14 protein-coding genes are annotated in these 20,574 nt (G+C 41.5%); 9 read left to right on the top strand and 5 right to left on the bottom strand.

Features of this window, described 5'->3' with window-relative positions; translation table 11 throughout:
- Positions 1-283: 283 nt before the first annotated feature.
- Positions 284-742: a hypothetical protein gene (locus VB836_RS08200; protein ID WP_323218868.1), complete on the bottom strand. Its 459-nt coding sequence runs from the start codon at positions 740-742 to the stop codon at positions 284-286.
- Between the two features lie 226 nt (positions 743-968).
- Between VB836_RS08200 and pstS the strand changes: the two genes are divergently transcribed.
- Positions 969-2,009, top strand: coding sequence for a phosphate ABC transporter substrate-binding protein PstS (pstS, locus tag VB836_RS08195; RefSeq protein WP_323218867.1), 1,041 nt, complete (start codon positions 969-971; stop codon positions 2,007-2,009).
- Positions 2,010-2,017: 8 nt separating this feature from the next.
- On the opposite strand, the gene VB836_RS08190 is transcribed toward pstS, so the two are convergent.
- Positions 2,018-2,872, bottom strand: coding sequence for a hypothetical protein (locus VB836_RS08190; protein ID WP_323218866.1), 855 nt, complete (start codon positions 2,870-2,872; stop codon positions 2,018-2,020).
- A gap of 131 nt (positions 2,873-3,003) precedes the next feature.
- On the opposite strand from VB836_RS08190, the gene rppA reads away from it, so the two are divergent.
- The 6 genes from rppA (at position 3,004) to VB836_RS08160 (ending at position 12,502) form a co-directional block, all read left to right on the top strand.
- Positions 3,004-3,702 carry a two-component system response regulator RppA gene (rppA, locus tag VB836_RS08185; protein WP_323218864.1) on the top strand — a complete coding sequence of 233 codons (699 nt, stop codon included), beginning with the start codon at positions 3,004-3,006 and terminating at the stop codon, positions 3,700-3,702.
- Complete coding sequence (gene rppB / locus VB836_RS08180; RefSeq protein ID WP_323218863.1) at positions 3,699-5,072, top strand: two-component system sensor histidine kinase RppB; 1,374 nt, start codon at positions 3,699-3,701, stop codon at positions 5,070-5,072. Before rppA ends, rppB begins: the two co-directional genes overlap by 4 nt.
- A gap of 643 nt (positions 5,073-5,715) precedes the next feature.
- The gene (locus tag VB836_RS08175; protein ID WP_323218862.1) at positions 5,716-7,569 is read left to right on the top strand and encodes an efflux RND transporter periplasmic adaptor subunit; all 1,854 of its coding nucleotides are present in this window, start codon (positions 5,716-5,718) and stop codon (positions 7,567-7,569) included.
- Between the two features lie 29 nt (positions 7,570-7,598).
- Positions 7,599-10,745, top strand: coding sequence for an efflux RND transporter permease subunit (locus VB836_RS08170; protein WP_323218861.1), 3,147 nt, complete (start codon positions 7,599-7,601; stop codon positions 10,743-10,745).
- A gap of 100 nt (positions 10,746-10,845) precedes the next feature.
- Positions 10,846-11,322 carry a hypothetical protein gene (locus VB836_RS08165; RefSeq protein WP_046281749.1) on the top strand — a complete coding sequence of 159 codons (477 nt, stop codon included), beginning with the start codon at positions 10,846-10,848 and terminating at the stop codon, positions 11,320-11,322.
- 247 nt (positions 11,323-11,569) lie between these two features.
- Positions 11,570-12,502: a hypothetical protein gene (locus VB836_RS08160; RefSeq protein WP_323218860.1), complete on the top strand. Its 933-nt coding sequence runs from the start codon at positions 11,570-11,572 to the stop codon at positions 12,500-12,502.
- Positions 12,503-12,598: 96 nt separating this feature from the next.
- On the opposite strand, the gene VB836_RS08155 is transcribed toward VB836_RS08160, so the two are convergent.
- The 3 genes from VB836_RS08155 to VB836_RS08145 form a co-directional block, all read right to left on the bottom strand.
- Positions 12,599-13,087: a tellurite resistance TerB family protein gene (locus VB836_RS08155; RefSeq protein ID WP_046281751.1), complete on the bottom strand. Its 489-nt coding sequence runs from the start codon at positions 13,085-13,087 to the stop codon at positions 12,599-12,601.
- Positions 13,088-13,181: 94 nt separating this feature from the next.
- Entirely contained in the window at positions 13,182-14,984 is a 1,803-nt protein-coding gene (locus tag VB836_RS08150; RefSeq protein ID WP_323218859.1) for a M61 family metallopeptidase, read from the bottom strand.
- A 110-nt stretch (positions 14,985-15,094) separates the two neighbouring features.
- Entirely contained in the window at positions 15,095-15,775 is a 681-nt protein-coding gene (locus VB836_RS08145; RefSeq protein WP_046281753.1) for a Crp/Fnr family transcriptional regulator, read from the bottom strand.
- A gap of 731 nt (positions 15,776-16,506) precedes the next feature.
- Here VB836_RS08145 and VB836_RS08140 point away from each other — a divergent pair.
- Positions 16,507-19,605, top strand: a complete 3,099-nt coding sequence (locus VB836_RS08140; protein ID WP_323218858.1) for a GAF domain-containing protein — start codon at positions 16,507-16,509, stop codon at positions 19,603-19,605.
- 182 nt (positions 19,606-19,787) lie between these two features.
- The gene (locus VB836_RS08135) at positions 19,788-20,372 is read left to right on the top strand and encodes a hypothetical protein (RefSeq protein ID WP_323218857.1); all 585 of its coding nucleotides are present in this window, start codon (positions 19,788-19,790) and stop codon (positions 20,370-20,372) included.
- Positions 20,373-20,574 lie beyond the last annotated feature (202 nt).

Here is a 20,574-nt window from a genome sequence, read left to right as displayed (position 1 = left end):
AAAATTTGAGGGGCGAACTCAATGATAGTTCTCATTTTTGAGTGCAAACTTGCCCTGAATATTTGGTTTCATCTAATTGAGGGAAGTTTCAACTTTGTTTTCTGTATTTAGATATAGCTAATTTTGGGGGAGAAGACAACAGATTTTATCTGTTTTTAATAAATCTTTAAACTTTTCCTAAAAACCGGGACTATTTGTGCAGATGTAAAATGGCGTACAGGGTCAATCATCCACCGCTCATCCATTAACTCGGCCTTTTCTCGGGCGAATTTGGGGAGATTGACTAGGGAAAAGAGAGTTGAAAAACCATCCATCCCAGGCTTAAAGCTGTTCCCGTTACAGCAACTAAACTCAAACAAGCTTGTCTTTCATTCCAACCCATTGTCTGTAACTTTTGACGAGTCCAAGCCAGAAAAACGATCAATAAAATGGCAAAAAACCAAAATACCATCATAATAATAGCCCACAAAGGAGCATTTTTGTAGGGAAGATAACCCCCTAAAAATAGCGGCCAAGTTTTTCGCAAAACGGCTGTAAAGACAACCATTAACACCCAAGCATTCGCCAGTAAAATCGCTTCTGTTCCTGATAAAGCTAAATGGAAGGTAACAGCTAATGTTCCCAACCAAACGAAGCGATTTGCCCCAAACGCCGTTAATAGCCAGCCCAAAAGAGTATAGCCCAATAATAACGCGAAGAAATAAAACCCGATCTTTTTAGGAATGATGAATAATTGTTTCACTCGGAGCCACTCAAAAAAATCAATCATTGATTAAGCTTTGTTTAAGAGTTTAACTTAAATTAAAATAAGTTTAACATCAGGTTAATTTTACCAGCTCAGGTACGCAGAGACAAGCATTGACCGGAGAAGTTTAAAAAATTTAAACACTATAAAAATACTCTCAAAAACTTTGATATAGTTACGCTATCTTTCTAGAAATTTCTATTTTAAAGTTGAGGTTCAAAACATGATCACTGTAAATTCAGCTTGGCAACGAACCCTAACCGCTTCAGTTGCAGTTGTCGCCCTTTCATTCGGTACAATTGGCCAAGCCGTCGCCGTTTCTCTCAAAGGCGCAGGCGCATCTTTTCCCGCACCCTTGTACAAGCGTTATTTTGAGGAGTTTAAAAAAAGTACAGGGATTACCGTCAGTTATGATGCAGTCGGAAGCGGCGCCGGAATTGAACAATTTATCGCTAATACCGTTGATTTTGGTGGAACAGATGCCCCTCCGAGTCAGTCCGAGATTGATAAAATGTCAAAAGGAGTCGTGCAAGTTCCCACCGCAGGCGGCGCTGTTGCCGTTGTCTTTAATTTAGCGGGCGTCTCTAACTTGAAACTCCCTCGTTCTGCGGTAGCCGACATTTTCATGGGAAAAATCACCCAATGGAATGACCCCAAAATCGCCAAAGCCAATCCGGGAGTGAATTTGCCAAATTTACCGATTAAGCCCGTTGTGCGCGAAGATGGGAGTGGTACGACCTATATTTTTACTCGCCACCTCAGCGCAACCAGTCCCCTATTTCAAAAAACCGTTAACGTCTCTCAGCTCCCGAACTGGCCAGGAAGCCCCCTCAAAGGCCCTCAAAATGCCGGAGTTGCCAACCAAGTCAAACAAACTCAAGGGGCGATTGGTTATGTTCAGGATACTTTCGCCCGTCAAAATAATCTCCCAACCGCTCAACTGGAAAATTTAGCAGGTCAGTTTGTCGCACCGACTTTTGAAGAAACAACCAAAGCTTTGCAAAGTGTGCGGTTTTTGAACGATTTTCGCGCCTCTAACCTTCAAGACCCAGAACAAGGTTATCCAATTGTCGGGATTACTTGGATATTGGTTAAGCAAAATTATGATAGCCCAGACAAAGCAAATGCAGTCAAAAATATGGTTAATTGGGTGATGAGCGAAGGTCAAGGCTTAAATCAAAGCTTAGAATATACTCGCATTCCTCAACCTGTAGCCAGCAGTGTTGTTGAGATGGTACAGCAAAAAGTTGTTGCCGCGAATTAGTAGGTGAATTAATCTCTCAGTTTGAATGCTTCATCCTGGGCAACTTCTTGATTTCGACGATAAAGAGCGGCTCGATTTTGAGCGGTAGCATAGCGGGAAAATTCAGGGGAAACTGCTTCCATTAACTCTGCGGCTTTCTGCCATTTATCGGCAATTTCTGACCATTCTTGAGCGGTTTGAGCCACTTCTCCTGCTGTTACCGCTTCTTGAGCGAGTCGAACCGCTTGGGCAAATATTTCTGAGTTCGAGAGTGAGTTTTCAGGAACAGGTGAAGGTGTTGCAACGGGAGTGGATGGGGTTTGTACGGGGTTTGAGGTTTGGGTATTGAGCCATTGATAAATGGCAAAACCCACCAATAATGCAGCAATACTCACAACCATTCCGCCGACTAAGCCTCGGTTAAATTGTTGATTTTGTTGAATATTATCTGTAGAATTTTGTCTCGGAACAGTCCAAGTCTGGGTGTACAGTTGACCGTCTTGAATTATTCCCATGAGTTGTTGCCCAAGGGAAGGCTTTTTGAGGATAATATCTTCGTACCACAACAGTTGACGATTTGGGTTGCGGTTAATCTCTTCAAACCAGAGGAGTTGTTGTTCTTGAATAATTCGGCTATTAATACGGACTCGACGAATATAACGGGGTGAAATCGATTCTAAAATTGCTCGGACTCTGGTTATAATGATCGAGGGTTCGAGTTGTTCTGGTCGTGGAGCTTCACACAAGAGTTGCAAAACTCCATCTACAAAAATAGCTCGGGTTTTAATTCCGATTTCACTTAATTGCTGCTTAAGAATTTGAATAATCGCAACAATATTTTGGGGGTGAGCTTGTTTAGTAATATCATCAGTTAAATTAGACATTTTCGTTGGTCATTACTCACAAACGAGGAGTTGAACAAGATGATCTTATCGTTTTGATAGACTGTTCGGTAGGAAACATTACACTAGAATAATATTAGCGAATCAGAGAATTTAAGGCAATTCACCTAGCTATGAAAATTTTATTGGTGGAAGACGAACCCGATTTGGGAGAAGCGATTAAACGAACGTTGATTCAAAACAGTTATATTGTTGACTGGGTAATGAATGGTGAACAAGCCTGGGATTATCTCGAAAGTCAATGGACGGATTATACTTTGACCATCTTTGATTGGTTACTCCCCGGACTCTCTGGGCTGCAACTTTGTCAGAAATTGCGACAACAAGGCTGTTCAATTCCCATTTTGATGCTCACCGCCAAAGATACAGAAGCCGATAAAATTTTAGGGTTAGATGCGGGAGCCGATGATTATCTCGTAAAACCCTTTGGAATGGGGGAGTTACTCGCCAGATTGAGAGCATTATTACGGCGATCGCCTCAGTTTCAATCTGAACAATTAAAACTCGGAAATCTTATTCTTGATTATCGCCTATTTACCCTATCTTGTCAACAGCTTAATGGTGAATTTCCAACCCTCGCCCTAACGAATAAAGAATTTCAACTGCTCGATCATTTTATGCGACATCCTCAACAAATTATAACGCGCGATCGCCTGTTAAATCAACTCTGGGAAGTGGGAGCGGAACCCGAAAGTAATGTTGTCGCCGCTCAAATTCGCTTACTTCGCCGCAAGCTTGCAGAAATTGGATGTGATGATTATATTGAAACCGTTTATGGACTTGGATATCGTTTTTCACTCCCTAAAACATGAACCAAAATCAACTCTTTCAACAAACTCGCTGGCGAATTGCCAGTTGGTATGCGGGAGTCATGGGAATTATCCTCAGTCTATCCGGTTTTGGCGTTTATGAAGCGATTTTTCATGCTCATCAAATCACCGTTGAGCGAGAAATTGCTGCCGTCGCTGGAACATTACATGATAGCCTGGAAACTGTTTTGAAAGCCCCTGAACAATTTGAGCCGGATGTTTGGCGAATATTACCCGAGTTATGTGTAATAGAAGCTGAAATTGATTGTACCAAAAATAATCAAAATCAGCTTTCTCCCCTAAATTCTCATTCTTCTCCCCTTCATCAATATAAAATTATCAGTGGTAATTCTTACTCGGTTCGCCTGTTTAATACGGCGGGAAACTTAGTCGCTGTATCGGGTTCACAATTTCCCATATTACCGTTAAAATCGACTTCAGAACCTTGGCAAACTTTAGAAGATGATCAAGGCAATCGTTACTTATTTTATTCAACTCCACTCCATACTCGCAATAATCAAATCTGGGGGATGTTAGAATTAGGGCGATCTCTACAAGATTTTGATGAATATTTAACGAACGTTCGTTTAATTATGGGGTTAGGGTTGCCTTTAACTCTTATAGGTGTTGCAGTTGCCAGTTGGAAATTAGCCGGAATTGCCATGCAGCCTATCTATCAATCTTACCAACAAATTCAACAATTTACCGCCGATGCTGCCCATGAATTACGCACCCCTTTAGCCGCCATTCGAGCCACAGTAGAATCGACTTTAAATCTGCAACCTTTGAGTGAAAATCAAGCCCGAGAAACCTTAGAAGTGATTGAACGACAAAATCATCGTCTTTCTCAATTGGTTCAGGATTTGTTATGGCTGTCTCGCCTGGAACAAAAAACAATATTATCCTCTCAAAATCTCTGTTGTCTTAATGATTTAATCAGCGATACCTCTGAAGAACTCGCCGCCTTAGCAATTGAATTTAAAGTGACACTGCAAACCCAAAATCGGGTTAAAAAATCAGTTTATGTTCAGGGAAACGAAGCCCAACTTTATCGAGTTATTTTTAATTTAGCTACCAATGGAATACAATATACATTACCCGGTGGCAAAGTTACAATTATTTTAGATAATAGTTTGCATTATGGAATTATTCAAGTTCAAGATACCGGAATTGGTATTTCTCCCTCAGATCAACCTAAAATTTTTGACCGATTTTATCGCATTAATAGTGATCGCTCTCGGAGTACAGGAGGATCAGGATTAGGACTCGCGATTGTTCGAGCGATTATTCACGCTCATCAGGGTACAATAGAAGTAGAAAGTGAAAAAGGAAAAGGAAGTATTTTTACCGTTAAATTGCCTTTAAAAAATTGATATTTACCTTGTAGGGGCGGGTTCCCCATTGATGTATGTGACTTACAAAAAACCTCAATAAACCCGCCCCGTCTGCGGGTTCCCCATTGATGTATGTGACTTACAAAAAACCTCAATAAACCCGCCCCGTCTGCGGGTTCCCCATTGATGTATGTGACTTACAAAAAACCTCAATAAACCCGCCCCGAAAAAATTGGGTAGAAACCGGGTTTCTAGCAGAAACCCGGTTTCTGGTTTGTACCTCATACGAGCGCACATGTATGTGACTTACAAAAAACCTCAATAAACCCGCCCCGAAAAAATTGGGTAGAAACCGGGTTTCTAGCAGAAACCCGGTTTCTGGTTTGTACCTCATACGAGCGCACACCGCTATATATAAAATCGAAAAAAGGGAACGGCGAAGAAAGGGGCGGGTTTATATAAGTTATTGATGGGAAACATACATTTGTTCCGAACCCGCCCCTACAAAGGGTTTATATAATTTATTGACGGGAAATATATATTTGTACAGAAAATCTAAATTTCATCCTCATTTCATTTTTCTGTGCAATACTCAAGCTATATTTTTAAATTCTGCCAGTGTCAGCATTGCCAAAGCAGATTTTACTGTTAATATTTTACCCTTATGAGCTAGACAGATATTATGAACCAGCCCTTTTATCTCCTATCATTTTTGAAATCTTCTGGAGTGCTTCTCAGTCTACTTTTCTTAATAAGTCCGACACCTGTTTTCGCACACGCTGGACATGGAGATGAATTTCATAGTGAGTCTGAAGCGACTACGCCCAGTGGAATTACAGTAGACGCTCAAACCCTTCAACGTTTAGGAATTCGCATCGAACCTGTAACACGAGACTTTATGAATATCGGGATAAAAACCACAGGAAAAATTGAAACTTTACCCCGAAAAACTGTTGAAGTGACTTCACCTTTGGCGGGAAAAGTGATTGAATTATTAGTTGAACCAGGAGATACCGTTTCTCAAGGACAAGTCGTTGCTGTATTATCCAGTCCAGAGTTAGTTTCATTGCGAGTTGAAGCCCTACAAAATCAAGGCGAAGCCGAAGCCCACCTCAAACAAGCTGAAGCTAATTTAGAACTCGCCCAACAAAATTATCAACGTCAACAAAATATCGCCGCAGCCGAAATTGAACAAGCAAATGAGCAATTAAAAGCGGCTCAACTGCGCTACGAACGAGATCAAGCCATTGTTGAAAGAGGTGCAGTTGTTGGAGTCACGCGAGAAAATTATCAGCGTCAAATTGAAATCGCTAAAGCCGAAATTGAACAAGCAGAAACTACTTTAGAAGTCGCCTTAGAAAACTATCAACGAGATGAAGAATTAACGAATGCGGGTGCTTTACCCCGACGTGATTTTTTAGAGTCAAAAGAACGGTTAGCCAACGCAAAAACTGATCTCGCTCGCGCTCAAAGTCGTCGGGATGTTTTGAGTGCAGATACCGAAGTTAAACAAGCAGAAATAGACTTACCTGTGCGTGACTTGCGGGAGTCAGAAACGTTACTCGCCGAAGCGGAAGCGCAATTAATTCGAGCGAACCAAAAACGAGAAGTTTTGGAAGCTGAAGCCGAACTTAAACGCGCCGCAGCCGAACTTGAAGCCGCAAAATCTAATCTGAATTTGAGCCAGACGACCTATGAAACTAGACTTCAACAGTTAGGAACAGGCGGAAATACTGAAGGAAAAGTCATCATTACTGCTCCTATTTCGGGAGTTGTTAGTCACCGTGAAATAACGTTAGGTCAATCGGTTGATGATGCAGGTTTACCGTTAATGAAAATTCAAGATAATAGTCAGGTTTGGGCAACTGCAAATCTTTATGAAAAAGATATCGCTCAAGTGCGTTTAGGGCAGAACGTCAGGCTGAAAGTAGCCAGTTTACCCGATCAAGTTTTTCAGGGACGTGTGGCTCAAATTTCGCCGTTTGTTGAGGGAGAAACACGGGTGATTTCAGTCCGCGCAGAACTCGAAAATAAAGACAATTTGCTCAAACCTGGAATGTTTGCTGAGTTGGAATTAATGACAGAAAAAACAGCAAATTCTGTAATCTCGATTCCTGAAAATGCGATTGTAGAAGCCAACGGAAAAGCCTTGGTTTATGTACAAAATGGTCAAGATTTTACACCCGTAGAAGTAACAGTCGGACAGCAATTTGCCAACCAAGTTGAGATTACCCAGGGTTTATTTGAAGGCGATAAAATCGTTACCGAAGGATCAATTCAGCTCTATGCCCAATCATTGCGGGGAGGAACTAAAACCGCAGAAAAACAGGAGGATGAAACTAATAGCAGCACCCCAGTTAAACCCCAACTCATGGGAATAGAAATGCCTCAAACGGTACCGGGATGGTTAGTGTTTCCGGCGTTTGGGTTAATTGCTTCAACGGCATTTTGGTTGGGGCGGCGCAGTCAAAACTCATCAGAAAAACAGACAGAAGTTTCAGGAGAAGTTATTGATTCTCTGGTTAATTTAGATTAAATAATGATGATATTTCTGATACTTGACTTATGCTAGATAATATTTTAAAATGGTCAATAACTCAACGTTGGTTAGTCGTTATTGGTGCAATTATTGTTACCATTTGGGGCATTCATACCGTTTCTAATATGCCTTTAGATGTGTTTCCCAACTTTGCACCCCCGCAAGTAGAAATACAAACCGAAGCACCCGGATTAGCGCCGGAAGAAGTCGAATCTTTGGTAACTTTACCAATAGAAAGTGCAGTCAATGGAACACCCGGTTTAGAAACAGTTCGTTCCGCTTCTGCGGTGGGACTTTCAGTGGTAAAAGTGACTTTTAATTGGGGAACCGATATTTATCTCGCTCGACAACTGATTACTGAACGTTTACAACAAGCCGCAGAAAAATTACCTGACAGTGCAGAAACGCCTCAAATTTCTCCCATTTCTTCACCCATTGGTACGATTATTCAATATGCTTTTACCGTCGAACCCGGTGGAAAAACAACCTTAATGGATGTGCGACGGTTAGTCGATAGAGACATTACAAACCGTTTATTAGCCGTTCCTGGTGTGACTCAAGTGATTGCTTACGGGGGAGATGTTCGGGAATATCAAGTATTAGTTAATCCGGCAAAACTACAAGCCTTTGACGTTTCTTTAGAAGACGTGACAACCGCAGCAGAAGCCGCCAATACCAACGCAGCCGGAGGCTTTTTAATTAGTCCCGATAAAGAGTTAATAATTCGGGGAATTGGACGAATAGAATCGATTCAAGATTTAGAACAATCTGTGATAACGGCTCGTCAGGGTACACCTGTTTTATTGCGGGATGTTGCTGATGTCAAAATAGGCGAAGCTTTGAAGCGGGGAGATGGTAGTTTAAACGGAGAAAGAGCAGTTGTTGTCATGGTGAATAAACAGCCTTTAGCAGACACTCCAAGCGTTACAAAAGCGGTAGAATTGGCAATGGAAGAAGTACAAGCCAGCTTACCCTCTGACGTGAGAGTAACGGTTACTTTTCGTCAATCAGACTTCATTGATGCGTCGATAGAAAATGTTAGAGATTCCCTGCGAGATGGGATTATTATTGTTTCAATTATTTTGCTCTTATTTTTAATGAACTGGCGAACGGCTATCATTACTTTAAGCGCAATTCCCCTGTCTTTATTAATCGGATTAATGATTATGAATTTATTGGGTCAGGGGATTAATACCATGACATTAGGCGGGTTAGCCGTTGCCATTGGTTCCGTCGTCGATGACTCCATTGTTGATATGGAGAACTGTTATCGAGGGTTGCGAAAAAATCAACAATTAGCAAACCCTAAACATCCCTTTCAAGTCGTTTATGATACGTCAGTTGAAGTTCGAGTTAGTGTAATATTTTCAACCGTTATTATTGGGGTTGTATTTGCGCCTATTTTTACTTTAACAGGCGTAGAAGGCAGAATTTTTGCACCGATGGGAGTCGCTTATTTAATTTCTATTTTTGCTTCTACTTTTGTTGCGTTAACCCTTTCTCCTGCTTTGTGTGCGTTCTTGCTGGCTTCCCAACAACTCCCCGAAGATGATACTTGGATTTCTCGATTTTCTCAAAAACTTTATCAACCGTTATTAAAATTTTCCATCAATTTTCCTAAAGTGATTATTTGCACAGCAATTGCTGCTTTTGTTGCGTCTTTAGCTCTATTTCCTGCACTCGGACGAGTGTTTTTACCAGAGTTTCAAGAACGCTCTTTAGTGAATGCAATGGTACTCTATCCCGGTGTTTCTTTAGAAATGACAAATCGAGCGGGTATCGCCATTCAAGATGCACTAATAGATGACCCTCATTTTGACTTAATTCAACTGCGTTCAGGACGAGCGCCCGGAGATGCAGATGCCGGAGGCGTAACGTTAGGACATTTAGATGTAGAACTCAGTGATTTAGGACTAAAAAATCGGGAAGAAAGTATAGAAATACTGCGAGAAGAATTTGCAAAATTACCTGGAGTTGCGCCCAGTATTGGCGGATTTATTTCTCATCGGATGGATGAGGTTTTATCAGGCGTTAGAAGTGCCATCGCCGTGAAAATATTTGGCTCAGATTTGCAAGAACTTCGGAATTTAGGCGCTCAGGTTCGAGATGTAATGAGTGAGGTTTCTGGAATTGTTGATTTACAGCTAGAACCGCAAGTTCCGATTAAACAAGTCCAAATAAAGTTTGACCGTTCCGCAGCCGCTCGATATGGTTTAACCATTGGAAACTTATCAGAAATTGTCGAAACTGCTCTCAATGGTCGTGTGGTTTCACAAGTGTTAGAAAATCAACAATTATTTGATTTAATTGTCTGGTTAAAAGAAGAATCTCGCAATAATTTAGACACCATTCGTAATTTATGGGTTGATACCCCAACAGGTTCTAAAATTCCTCTGGCGCAAGTTGCAAATATTAACTATGGAACAGGCCCCAATACCATCAACCGAGAAAATGTTTCTCGTTTAATTATCGTGTCTGCGAATGTTTCTGGTCGAGATTTAGGCAGCGTTGTCGATGAAATTAAAGAAAAAATTAATCAAGATGTTCATCCTCCAACGGGTTACTTTATTCAATATGGCGGTCAATTTGAATCCGAAGAACGAGCCAGTCAAAACCTCCTAGTTTTTGGAAGTTTAGCGTTAATTGTTATTGCTGTTTTAATGTATTTTGCTGTTAAATCTTTTTCCGCAATGGTAATGATTATGCTCAATTTACCTTTAGCCATAACAGGAGGAATATTTTCTGTTGCATTGGGAGGAGGAGTTCTTTCTGTGGCGTCGATGGTTGGCTTTATTACGTTGTTTGGTGTCGCTACTCGGAATGGTTTATTATTGGTTGATAACTACAATCAAAAAATCGCCGAAGGAATATCTATCAAACAAGTCATTTTTGACGGTTCAACTGAACGTTTAGTAGCAATTTTAATGACCGCTTTTACCTCAGCTTTAGGGATGGTTCCTCTCGCCTTTGGAACGGGAACCGGAAAGGAAATTTTGCAACCGTTAGCTGTCGTTGTATTGGGGGGATTATTTAGTTCAACTCTACTCACTCTATTAGTTGTTCCCGCTTTATATTCTCAATTTGGACGATACTTAATCCCGAAATCAAAAACAAATACAGTCCAGATTCAAGACTTCTCAAACACGGAGGAAACTTCCGTATTCATCAAATAAAATATTATTTTTTAATGTTTTATTCTCAAAAAAAAGCTAAAATAAGTTGGTAAATCTTGAATTATTTCTAGCTTGCAAAACCATTCTAGGAGTTTAAAAAATGAAACGTTTTCTCTCAAAGCTTGTTATTAGCAGTAGCATTGGATTAATTTTTTTAGCTGCTTGTACCCCCAGTCAAACCACTCAAAACACGACTGAAACTTTAGCACCTACTTCCGTAGAAACAGCCCCAACTGAAACTGTAGCAAAAGACCATTCAGCACCCCAAAAAGGGGGTCAAGTTGTAGAAGCAGGCGCTTATCATTTAGAGTTTGTTGCTCTACCTGAATCCGGTGGAACTCACCTTGATTTCTACTTACAAAGTGGTGATACTCATGAAGCGGTTCCCGGTGCAAAAGTCATGGCTCAAGTTCAATTCCCGAATGGTGAACAGGAAGTCTTAGATTTAGAATATGATGAAGCTGGAAAACATTATGCAGTGTTTTTTCCTGGAGAACAACAAGGAGAATATAAAGTTGCTATCTTAAGTGATATAAACGGTGAAAAAGTGAATGGAAGGTTTAACTTCACACGATGAACTCTAATAACCTCACCCTACCCTTTCCTCAAATATTATCCTGATATAATATTCAGAATTTTCCTCCCCTCACTTTGTAGGAGAGGGGTTGGGGGAGAGGTTATAAAAATCTCCGACTCGGGAAAAACGCTCTGAGGATTTCCTAAAGTCTGGTAATCTGATGATCTCAATTTCATTCTGATTTCATAAAGCCATGTTACTTTAAATATTATCAGTACAGTAAAGTTTAGTCAGAGTGTTTAACATTATGAATCGTTTTTTGATTACTGCTCTTGCGATTCCATCACTGTTTAGCTTGCTCCAAAGTTGTTCACTCAACTTCCCTTCAAAAAATGCTTCTGCTCAAGCTGAACAAACTCATCAAAGTCATCAAAATTATTCTGACAATAACAACACTCAACCTGCTCATTCTACTCAACATTCCGATTCTACAAATCATCAACATCACCAGCAACATTCGACACCGCATTCAGATTCATTGAGTGTCACGAAAGCTCAATTGACAAAACCTGCTGAAATTATTGTTAATCAGCCTCAAACTTTCTTGATAGCAATTCAAGATAAAACTGGAAAACCCATCACAGAATTTGAGACTTTTCAAGAAAAACTAATGCACCTGATTGTTGTCAGTGATGATTTAGAAGTCTTTGATCATCTTCATCCTGAATATCAAGGTGAAGGTGTATTTGAAGCTAAAATCACCTTTCCTAAAGCCGGAAATTATAGCTTAGTCAGTGACTACAAACCCCTTGGAGAAAATGAACAAGTTTCCGTTTTAAATGCTCAAGTTCCTGGAATTCAGCTTTCTTCATCCATTAAAATTGATCAAAATATGATTCAAACGTTAGAAAATACAGAAGTTAGCCTAACGCCTTCCCAAGCTGTGATAAAATCAGGTGAAGATGTTACCTTGAAGTTTAACCTAAAAGATACTAAAACCAATCAACCCATTAATGATTTAAAGCCCTACTTAGGTGAACGAGGTCATTTAGTCATCTTTAAACAATCTGCTCCCTTAACAAAAGCAGATTATATTCATGCTCACGCACTGCAAAATACGCCATCGAATGAAGTTCATTTTATGACAAAATTTCCCCAACCCGGAACTTATAAAGTTTGGGGACAATTCAACCGCGATGGTAAAATTGTTACATCCAGTTTTTGGTTACAGGTTTCCTGAAATTAAAGCAAAGTTCGCCAGTTTTCATGTCAATTCCTGAAAAAGAGTGATATTTTTTCTTTCATTCCTGGCGAACTTTCACAAAGTGAGATTAACCTAACCTTGTTCCTCACCCTTAACAAACGCTCCCAACTCCTTCGTTATCCTCGCAACTACATTCGGATCATTTGTCGGTTTAGCTTCGACTTCCGCTTCGATAGTCTTGACGACATCTTCCGGTAAATCGAGCAATTTTACCAGCTTTTGATAAGCAGCAGCTTCATCCTCATTAATATTCGGTTCATCAGGAGTCCGAGCGCTCGCTCCAATTACTTCATAACCTAACCGCAACACTAATTCCCGTTCTTCTTGAGTTTTCAACTTCGGAATTAATTCCTCTAACGGAATATTTTGCATCAAATATTCTGTTAATTCTTGTTGAAGTTTCTCTTGTTCAGTTCCTACCGCAAACAAACGACTGAATTCATCAAGCATCAAAGCCACTTCTTCTTGAGCCAGATGTCCATCAGCCCAAGCCATAGCAGTCACAACTCGCAGCAAATTCATCTGACGAGGGGTAATGGGGGGTGGAGGGGGTGCTTGCATTGACATAGCGATAATTGTATGATTTTTACAGAACAAATAATCTCCACAAAAGCAAATTTAATTTCCATGCTTTGCTTCGATATATCACATCATCTCACAACTTGTGGTAAGGACATCCTAACCATCCTGAAAAGTTTCTTTGATTTTGCGGAGAGGGATCTTTAACCGAAGCAATTTTGTAACTCGTTGGACGAGGCTCTGCTAATATCACAGAACAAGTTTGCAATTGATCTTGATGAAAAATCGTTAATTCCACCCTATCCCCTGGATTATAGTCTTTCAGGCGATCGCTTAATTGTTGAGCATTCACCCGGAACCCATTTAAGGCTAATAATTCATCTTCGGTGTCAATTCCAGCCAACTGTGCAGGACTTCCCACTTCCACAAATTTGATCACTTCTCGTCCACTATCGGAAGCCACTTGTAAACCCAGAAAAGGAGTGCTATCCGGTTTTTCTGCTTTGAGTCGCAAGCCAAACGGTTCTAAAAATTTATTAAACGGTAATTCTTCGGTTCCGTAAATATATCGCTCAAAAAAGTCCGTTAAATCCGTTTCAGCGACAGATTCAATCACCTGTTTAAGTTGTTCGGGAGTATAGCCAATTTCTAAGCGTCCAAACTCCTCCCACATCCGCCGCATCACATCATCTAAAGAACGACGGTTGCGATGACGTTCACGAATCAATAAATCCAGCAAAAATGAGACGACTTGCCCTTTTAAATAATAAGAAATCTGACAATTATCGCTATTAGAATCGCGGCGATAGAGTTTAATCCAAGCATCCCAACTTGATTCACTCAAGGGTTGAACTTGACGTCCAGGTGTTATTTGTAAGCGAGAAATATCTTTTGAGAGTTCCTTAAAAAAGGTTTGTACATCAAAAATTCCCGCTCGCCAAGGAATCACAATATCATAATAACTGGTTGTTCCTTCACAAAACCACAGAGACTCCGTATAATTTTCCTGCTCATAATCAAACACTTCCAAAGCTTTCGGACGAATTCGCTTCACGTTCCACAGGTGGAAAAATTCGTGAGCCACTAACTGAATAAAGCGATTATATTTCTCCGTGTCGCGTAAGCCAAACCGAGGGTAATTCAACGAACAACAATCTTTGTGTTCTAAGCCGCCAAAACCTTGACTCGATAAATGCAATAAAAACAAATAGTGATCATAGGGTAAACCGCCAAACAGTTCAGCCTCTTCTGCGATAATTTTTTGAAAATCAGCAATTAAGCGATCAATTTTTCCATTTCCCTCGCCCCAAATAGCGAGTTTATGGGATTTTTCACAAGCTTTAAACTCATAAATTTGATGATTGCCAATTTCAAACGGACTATCAACCAGTGTGTCAAAATCAGCCGCTTGAAAGGTATTGACTTGATCTAAAACTGGGGGTAAAATAGTTGTGACTTCCCAATTTTCTGGCGGCACAATTGTCACCCAAATCGAATGGTTTTCCCAACCGGGAATATACAGAAAAAGAGCCGCACCATTAAAATAGCCATGCGTTTTATCTAAGTGATTCGTGCGAACTGATAATTCGTTGGCAAAAATGCGATATTCAATCAACAGTTCACGAACGTTATTAACATCAACTTGCCAATGATTTTTACTAACTTTTTGCCAAGTTCGACGTTCTCCAAGCTGATCATAGACTTGAAAATCTTGCAGGTGTCGGCTATATTCTCGAACCAAATAAGAACCGGGTGTCCATACAGGCATTTTTAAATCAAGAACCCCAGATTTCGCTAAGTTCCTCAACTCCTGATCTACCCGGATACTCAACCTGACTTCAAACAGATGAGATTGGGGTTGAGACATAGCCACCCAATATTGCAGGGTAGGCATTTGTTCAGATTGGAGGCGGGGACGAGATTGAGTTGCTTCTGTCATTTAACTTTGAGTTCTGGATGGACAATTCAGTTCAAAAACGGCTTAAAAATCCTATGGATTTCTCGACTTCAGTTCAGTTTGAAATTCCAATAGTCTCACGTTTAAACTAACTACTGACTGGCGAGATGATTTAAGTGTTTGAGGTTAATCAAGTGCATCGTCTGATTTTCTTCATCAATTTCTATCCAACCTTTACTGTTCAATTTTTCCATAATTTTGCAAGTTTCTTGCAAGCTAATATCCGTCACATCTGCTAAATCTTGGTAAGGAATATTAAAGATATCCGCCCGTTTTTCAGTCAGTTGACCATAATTTTCAGCCAGTTCCACTAAAGTATTTGCTAACTTCACAGCCGGAGGACGATGACGGATCTGATAACGTTGATTGGTTTGACGGAGACGGCGTACCATCAACTGCAACATCCGATGGTGCAACTGTGGATCTTTGAACAAGGTTTGAATAAATCGTTGAGCAGAAACGCTGATCAACCGAACTGGAGAGAGGGCGATCACATCGTTAGAGCGAGGCGATTCATCTAAAATTGCCATTTCTCCAAAAAAGTCACCCCGGCCTAAAATTGCTAATGTCACCACATTATCCCCCGACAATCGTCGGACTTTCACCCATCCGGAGACGATAAAATAAACCGCGTTTCCCCAGGCATCCTCCATTACGACCGCACGATTGTCCGGATAATCGTGTTTGACCGCAACGGACAGGAGCCATTCTAATGTCTCTGGATTTGCCCCTTTAAATAAGGGAAAAAGCTCACTGAAAGCTTCAGTCTGCATGGAACTCGCTACAGTTGGAGATTAATCTAACTTGACACACGTTCGGCGTTAACCGCAAGGGGTCTGAGGGTATATTGTCAATTGCATTTCAAAGACATCCTGCTGCGCTAGACAAGCTAGCCCCTTGAACCTAAAGGCTTTGATTGCCTAGACTTGCTGATCCTGCCAGGTGGCAGTGATCACCAAAAGCCAGAGTGTTGTTCACGATGGCCCTATGGGATCGTCAGAAGCACTCAGGAATAAGCTACTCAATTATATCAGTTTCCCGATTTCCATACTCAAAAGACTATACAGGGAATAAGGGACAGGGAACAGGGGACAGTTTTTCAGTCACCAGTGACGGGTCACTATTCAAAAGAGGGTCAAGATTTCCTTCCCGATGTCAACCTTTCCCTTTATACTATTAACTAACTTGTATTCTGGGCTTCACACTCTGAACACTCAGTTTTTTCAGTCTGTTGTCTAAATTCGATTCCCACCGCTCAAGGCTGATTCAATCATTCTCTTGGAACTAAAATCAACAGTTGGTAGAAATAAACACATCTTTGAGCTGGGTCTAAATGCCAAAATTGCTTAAAGCTTCTTCAATTTAACAACAGACCTACCGACAACGTAAACTGAGGAATATCGCCAGTCAGCAGAACTCACAAAGATCGACTGATTCTCCAAGTCCTGCTGTTCACTGCATTTTAAAGATAATTTTAAACTTAAGGTCTTTTTGGTAAAGGTCTATGAAATCTGCATCTCCAGGCAATCCCAAAGAGCAAACAGTCTCGACTACCATTGATGTCATTGTTGAATCGGATAGCCCAAAAAGTTATCATTCTCATCGGGAAGTCACATCATCTACAACTCCAGACCCCAAACCTTCCGGTCAATCTACAACGAATGGAAGTGGAAGCGCCATTGTTCCGTCAAACAATAACGGCAGCTTTTCCACCTTTTTAGCTCCTCTGACCAAAGACACCTTTGTTGGAGTCGTCAAAGACGTTGAAGAAAAGCTCAAAACCGTCAATCAAACCCTTTCGATCCTCGATAACTTACTGGACTCCCAAGGCTTTGAGGCTATCCTCAATGAAATGCTCTGTTCGATCACCCTGAAAACCGGAGAACTCCTCAGCGCGGATCGGACAACCATCTGGTTACTCGATGATGACAAACAAGAACTTTGGTCTATTGTTGCCAAAGGAAAAGATGGCAAACCCCTAGAACTCCGCATTCCTCGCAGTGCCGGAATTGCTGGAGAAGCCGCCACCCTCAAAGAAGTCGTTAATATTCCTTACGATTTTTACGACGATCCCCGCTCCAATGCCGCCAAGGAATTTGACCGCAAAAATGGCTATCGTACCTACAGCATGGTGGCGATGCCCCTCCTCGACCAAGAAAAAGAATTAGTCGCCGTTGTTCAACTCCTCAACAAACTCAAACTCGAAAGCGATCCGGAAGTTCCCCTCGAGGACAAAATCGATACCATCGGCTTTACCGACGAAGACGAGCAACTGTTCAAGGAATTTGCCCCCTCCATTCGCCTGATTCTTCAATCTTCCAAATCCTTCTACGCCGCCACTCAAAAACAACGCGCCGCCACCGCCTTAATGAATGCGGTCAACTCCCTCAGTAAATGTAGTCTGGATCTCGAAGAAACCCTCAAAAACGTCATGGATCAGGCGAAAGAACTGATGAACGCCGACCGCAGTACCCTCTGGCTCCTCGATGCTGAAAAGGGCGAACTCTGGACCAAAATTCCCATCGAAGGCACACTCAGCGAAATTCGCATTCCCGCCACCGCCGGATTTGCTGGAATGGTCGCCCAAAGCGGAGAACCCCTGCTGATCCCCTTTGATGTCTACGATGATCCCCGTTCCGTCAAATCCAAAGAAACAGACCAAAAAACCGGATATCGCACTTGTAGCCTCATGTGTACCCCTGTATTCAATTCTGATGACGAATTAATCGGCGTCACCCAACTGATCAACAAGAAAAAACAAGGCGAATATCCCCCCTATGACCCTGACAATTGGCCCGAACCCCCCGAACAGTGGAAAAGTAGCTTCAACCGCAATGATTTGGATTTTATGCGGGCTTTTAACATCCAAGCCGGAATTGCCCTACAAAATGCCAAACTGTTTGAAACCGTCCGTCAGCAAGAACAAATGCAGCGCGATATTCTTCGCAGTTTGAGCAACGGAGTTATTTCCACCGACAAAAATGGCAAAATTATCGCCACCAACGAATGCGCTCAAGTCTTACTCGGCTTAAGTGCAGTTGATGTTACCCAAGGTCGTTATGTCCCTGATCTGATTCACCTCAAAGAAGGGGATTTTACCAAATGGTTTGAAAACGCTCTTCACCCCAAAGACGCCAAAGATAGACAACAATACTACCCCGATCAAACCCTATTATCCGGTGCGGCTGAAGCTCCTCAAAGCATCAACCTGTCGATCAACTCCATGTCTGATATTAATGATCCCGACAAAGTGAGTGGGGTTCTCGTTGTCATGGAAGATATTAGCGGCGAAAAAGAAGTCAAAAATCTCATTTACCGCTACATGACCCCAGAAGTCGCCGAACAATTACTCGCCAGTGGAGATATCGGCTTAGGCGGTAAACGCAAACACGTCACGGTTCTCTTTAGTGATATTAGAAGCTACACCACCCTCACCGAAAAGCTACAAGCCGAAGAAGTGGTGACGATGCTCAACGAATATTTTGAAGAGATGGTAGACACCGTACTCAGCTACAAAGGTACCCTCGATAAATACATCGGCGATGCGTTAATGGCTGTATTCGGTTCCCCCGCTCCTCTAGAAGATCATCCCTGGATGGCCATGCAAGCGGCAGTTGAAATGCGCTACCGTTTAGCCAAATTTAATGAACTACGGGTTGCTAATGGGTTAATGCCGATTAGTATAGGCATGGGTCTACACTCCGATGAAGTGATCAGTGGTAACATTGGTTCCAGCAAACGCATGGAATTAACCTCTATCGGAGATGGCGTTAATTTGGCTTCTCGTCTAGAAGGAACCAGTAAACAATATGGCACTGATATTATTATTAGTGACAATGCTTATCATCCCTACGCCGAACGCTTAATTGTTCGCGAACTTGACTACATTACCGTTAAAGGAAAAAGTCAACCCGTCAAAATTTATGAGTTAGTCGGAATTCGGGAAGGAAAACTCGCTCGTCCCCTCTCCGAAGCACAACAACAAATCATCGACCACTATCACAAAGGACGAGAATATTATCTCAAACCCGCTCGAGAAAAACTCACTGAACAAAAGATTGTCGAGTTGTTAGGGCAGTTAGAAGAATTACCCGAAGCTCAAATTAAAAAGCTCTCCTACGATGAGAAAAAACTGCTCGCCGATATGATTTTCGACTTATCACTGCAAGCACTCACCAGCATTCTCGGCGAAAATACAGTCAACCGCCTAGAACTCACCCTGTTCAAGCAAATGCCCATAGAAGAAGCCAGCCTAAAAGTCACAGAAAAAGTCAAGGCCATTACCCCTCGCGATGCGAGAAAATTATTAACGGCTAAACTTAAACAATTCAGCGTCGATTGGAAAACTCAACAGATGCTAGAAGATGAAGCTCAAGAAATGTCACTGCCTCAGTTAAGAAAACTGATTGATATCGCGAAAAAGGAATTTACAGCTCATGCCAAAGAAGCCTTTAGAAATGCTAAACGAGAATTCCTAGAGGTTTTGAAAATCGATCCGAAAAATAAGGCCGCTAAACTTCATGTAGACCGTTGTATTCTCTACGAAACAACAACACCTCCCGATGAAAGCTGGGATGGAGTCTGGAAATTGACAGAAAAGTAGAAAGACTATGGAGATGGCGACTGTGCAGACATCCAGAACAATGTTAATTTTCGATTCAATTTTGATCGCCTTGAGCGTGTAACTGAATAAAATTGGTATAGAATTAGAAAATTCTAGAAGATTTTCGCGCTATGAAATCCCGGCGATGAACTTCAAAATTTGAGAGACTGCCTGCTTGAGATATGACTAAACTGAGTTCCCATTTTTCCGATGTTGAATGGCTGGAGAAGGTTCGCAATCTGTTGATCGAAATCGCTCGAGCTTCACTCTCTGATTTACCTCGACTTCCTGAGCGAGTATCAACAGAAGCACTACCCCTAGCACAAAATGCACAGATCCTTCAACAAAATACTGCTAAGTTCAATCATCACCTCAACTGGCAGGAACAAAAGCAATGGCTAGAAGAGGTTCGTCAACTGTTGCTTGAATTGTCTCGCATCGCTTTATCCGAATATCCCAAACCCCCGGAAAACATCGCTCAAAGAGCATTGATGCTCGCAGAAACCGCTCAAGACCTTCAAGAAAAGTTGCCCGAAAACATTGACGAGGAAGAAGAAGACTCAGATCCCCAACCCCCAACCAACCCGCCTTTGAACCTAGACGAAACACCGACTTCTCCAGAACAATTACTCAACCAATTACAAAGCCTTCTCAAAGCCGAACAAGCCAGCAGCAGCAACCCTCAATTACCCCAATGGCAACAAGTCTTAACCCTGCTGGATATTGTCCAAGAAATCTACAGCAAAATTGATCACACTTCTCGTTAACAGGGGAATTACAGATAGCAGTAGAAAACACACAGGCACCCGATGATGATGCCATCAAAACGTTTCAATTTGATCAAGTTTAAATTAATTTCTAAAAAAGATAAACCTCTCTACGCCATCGGTAGAATGATTCAATTCCCCTGAACTTGATCACCCCTATCAAGCTCAAGAGAACTCTAAGATCGATCTCCCGGAGGATAGG

Source organism: Limnoraphis robusta BA-68 BA1 (genome assembly GCF_034932365.1).
Classification (GTDB): Bacteria; Cyanobacteriota; Cyanobacteriia; order Cyanobacteriales; family Microcoleaceae; genus Capilliphycus; species Capilliphycus robustus.
This window is presented reverse-complemented; position numbering and strand designations above follow the sequence as displayed.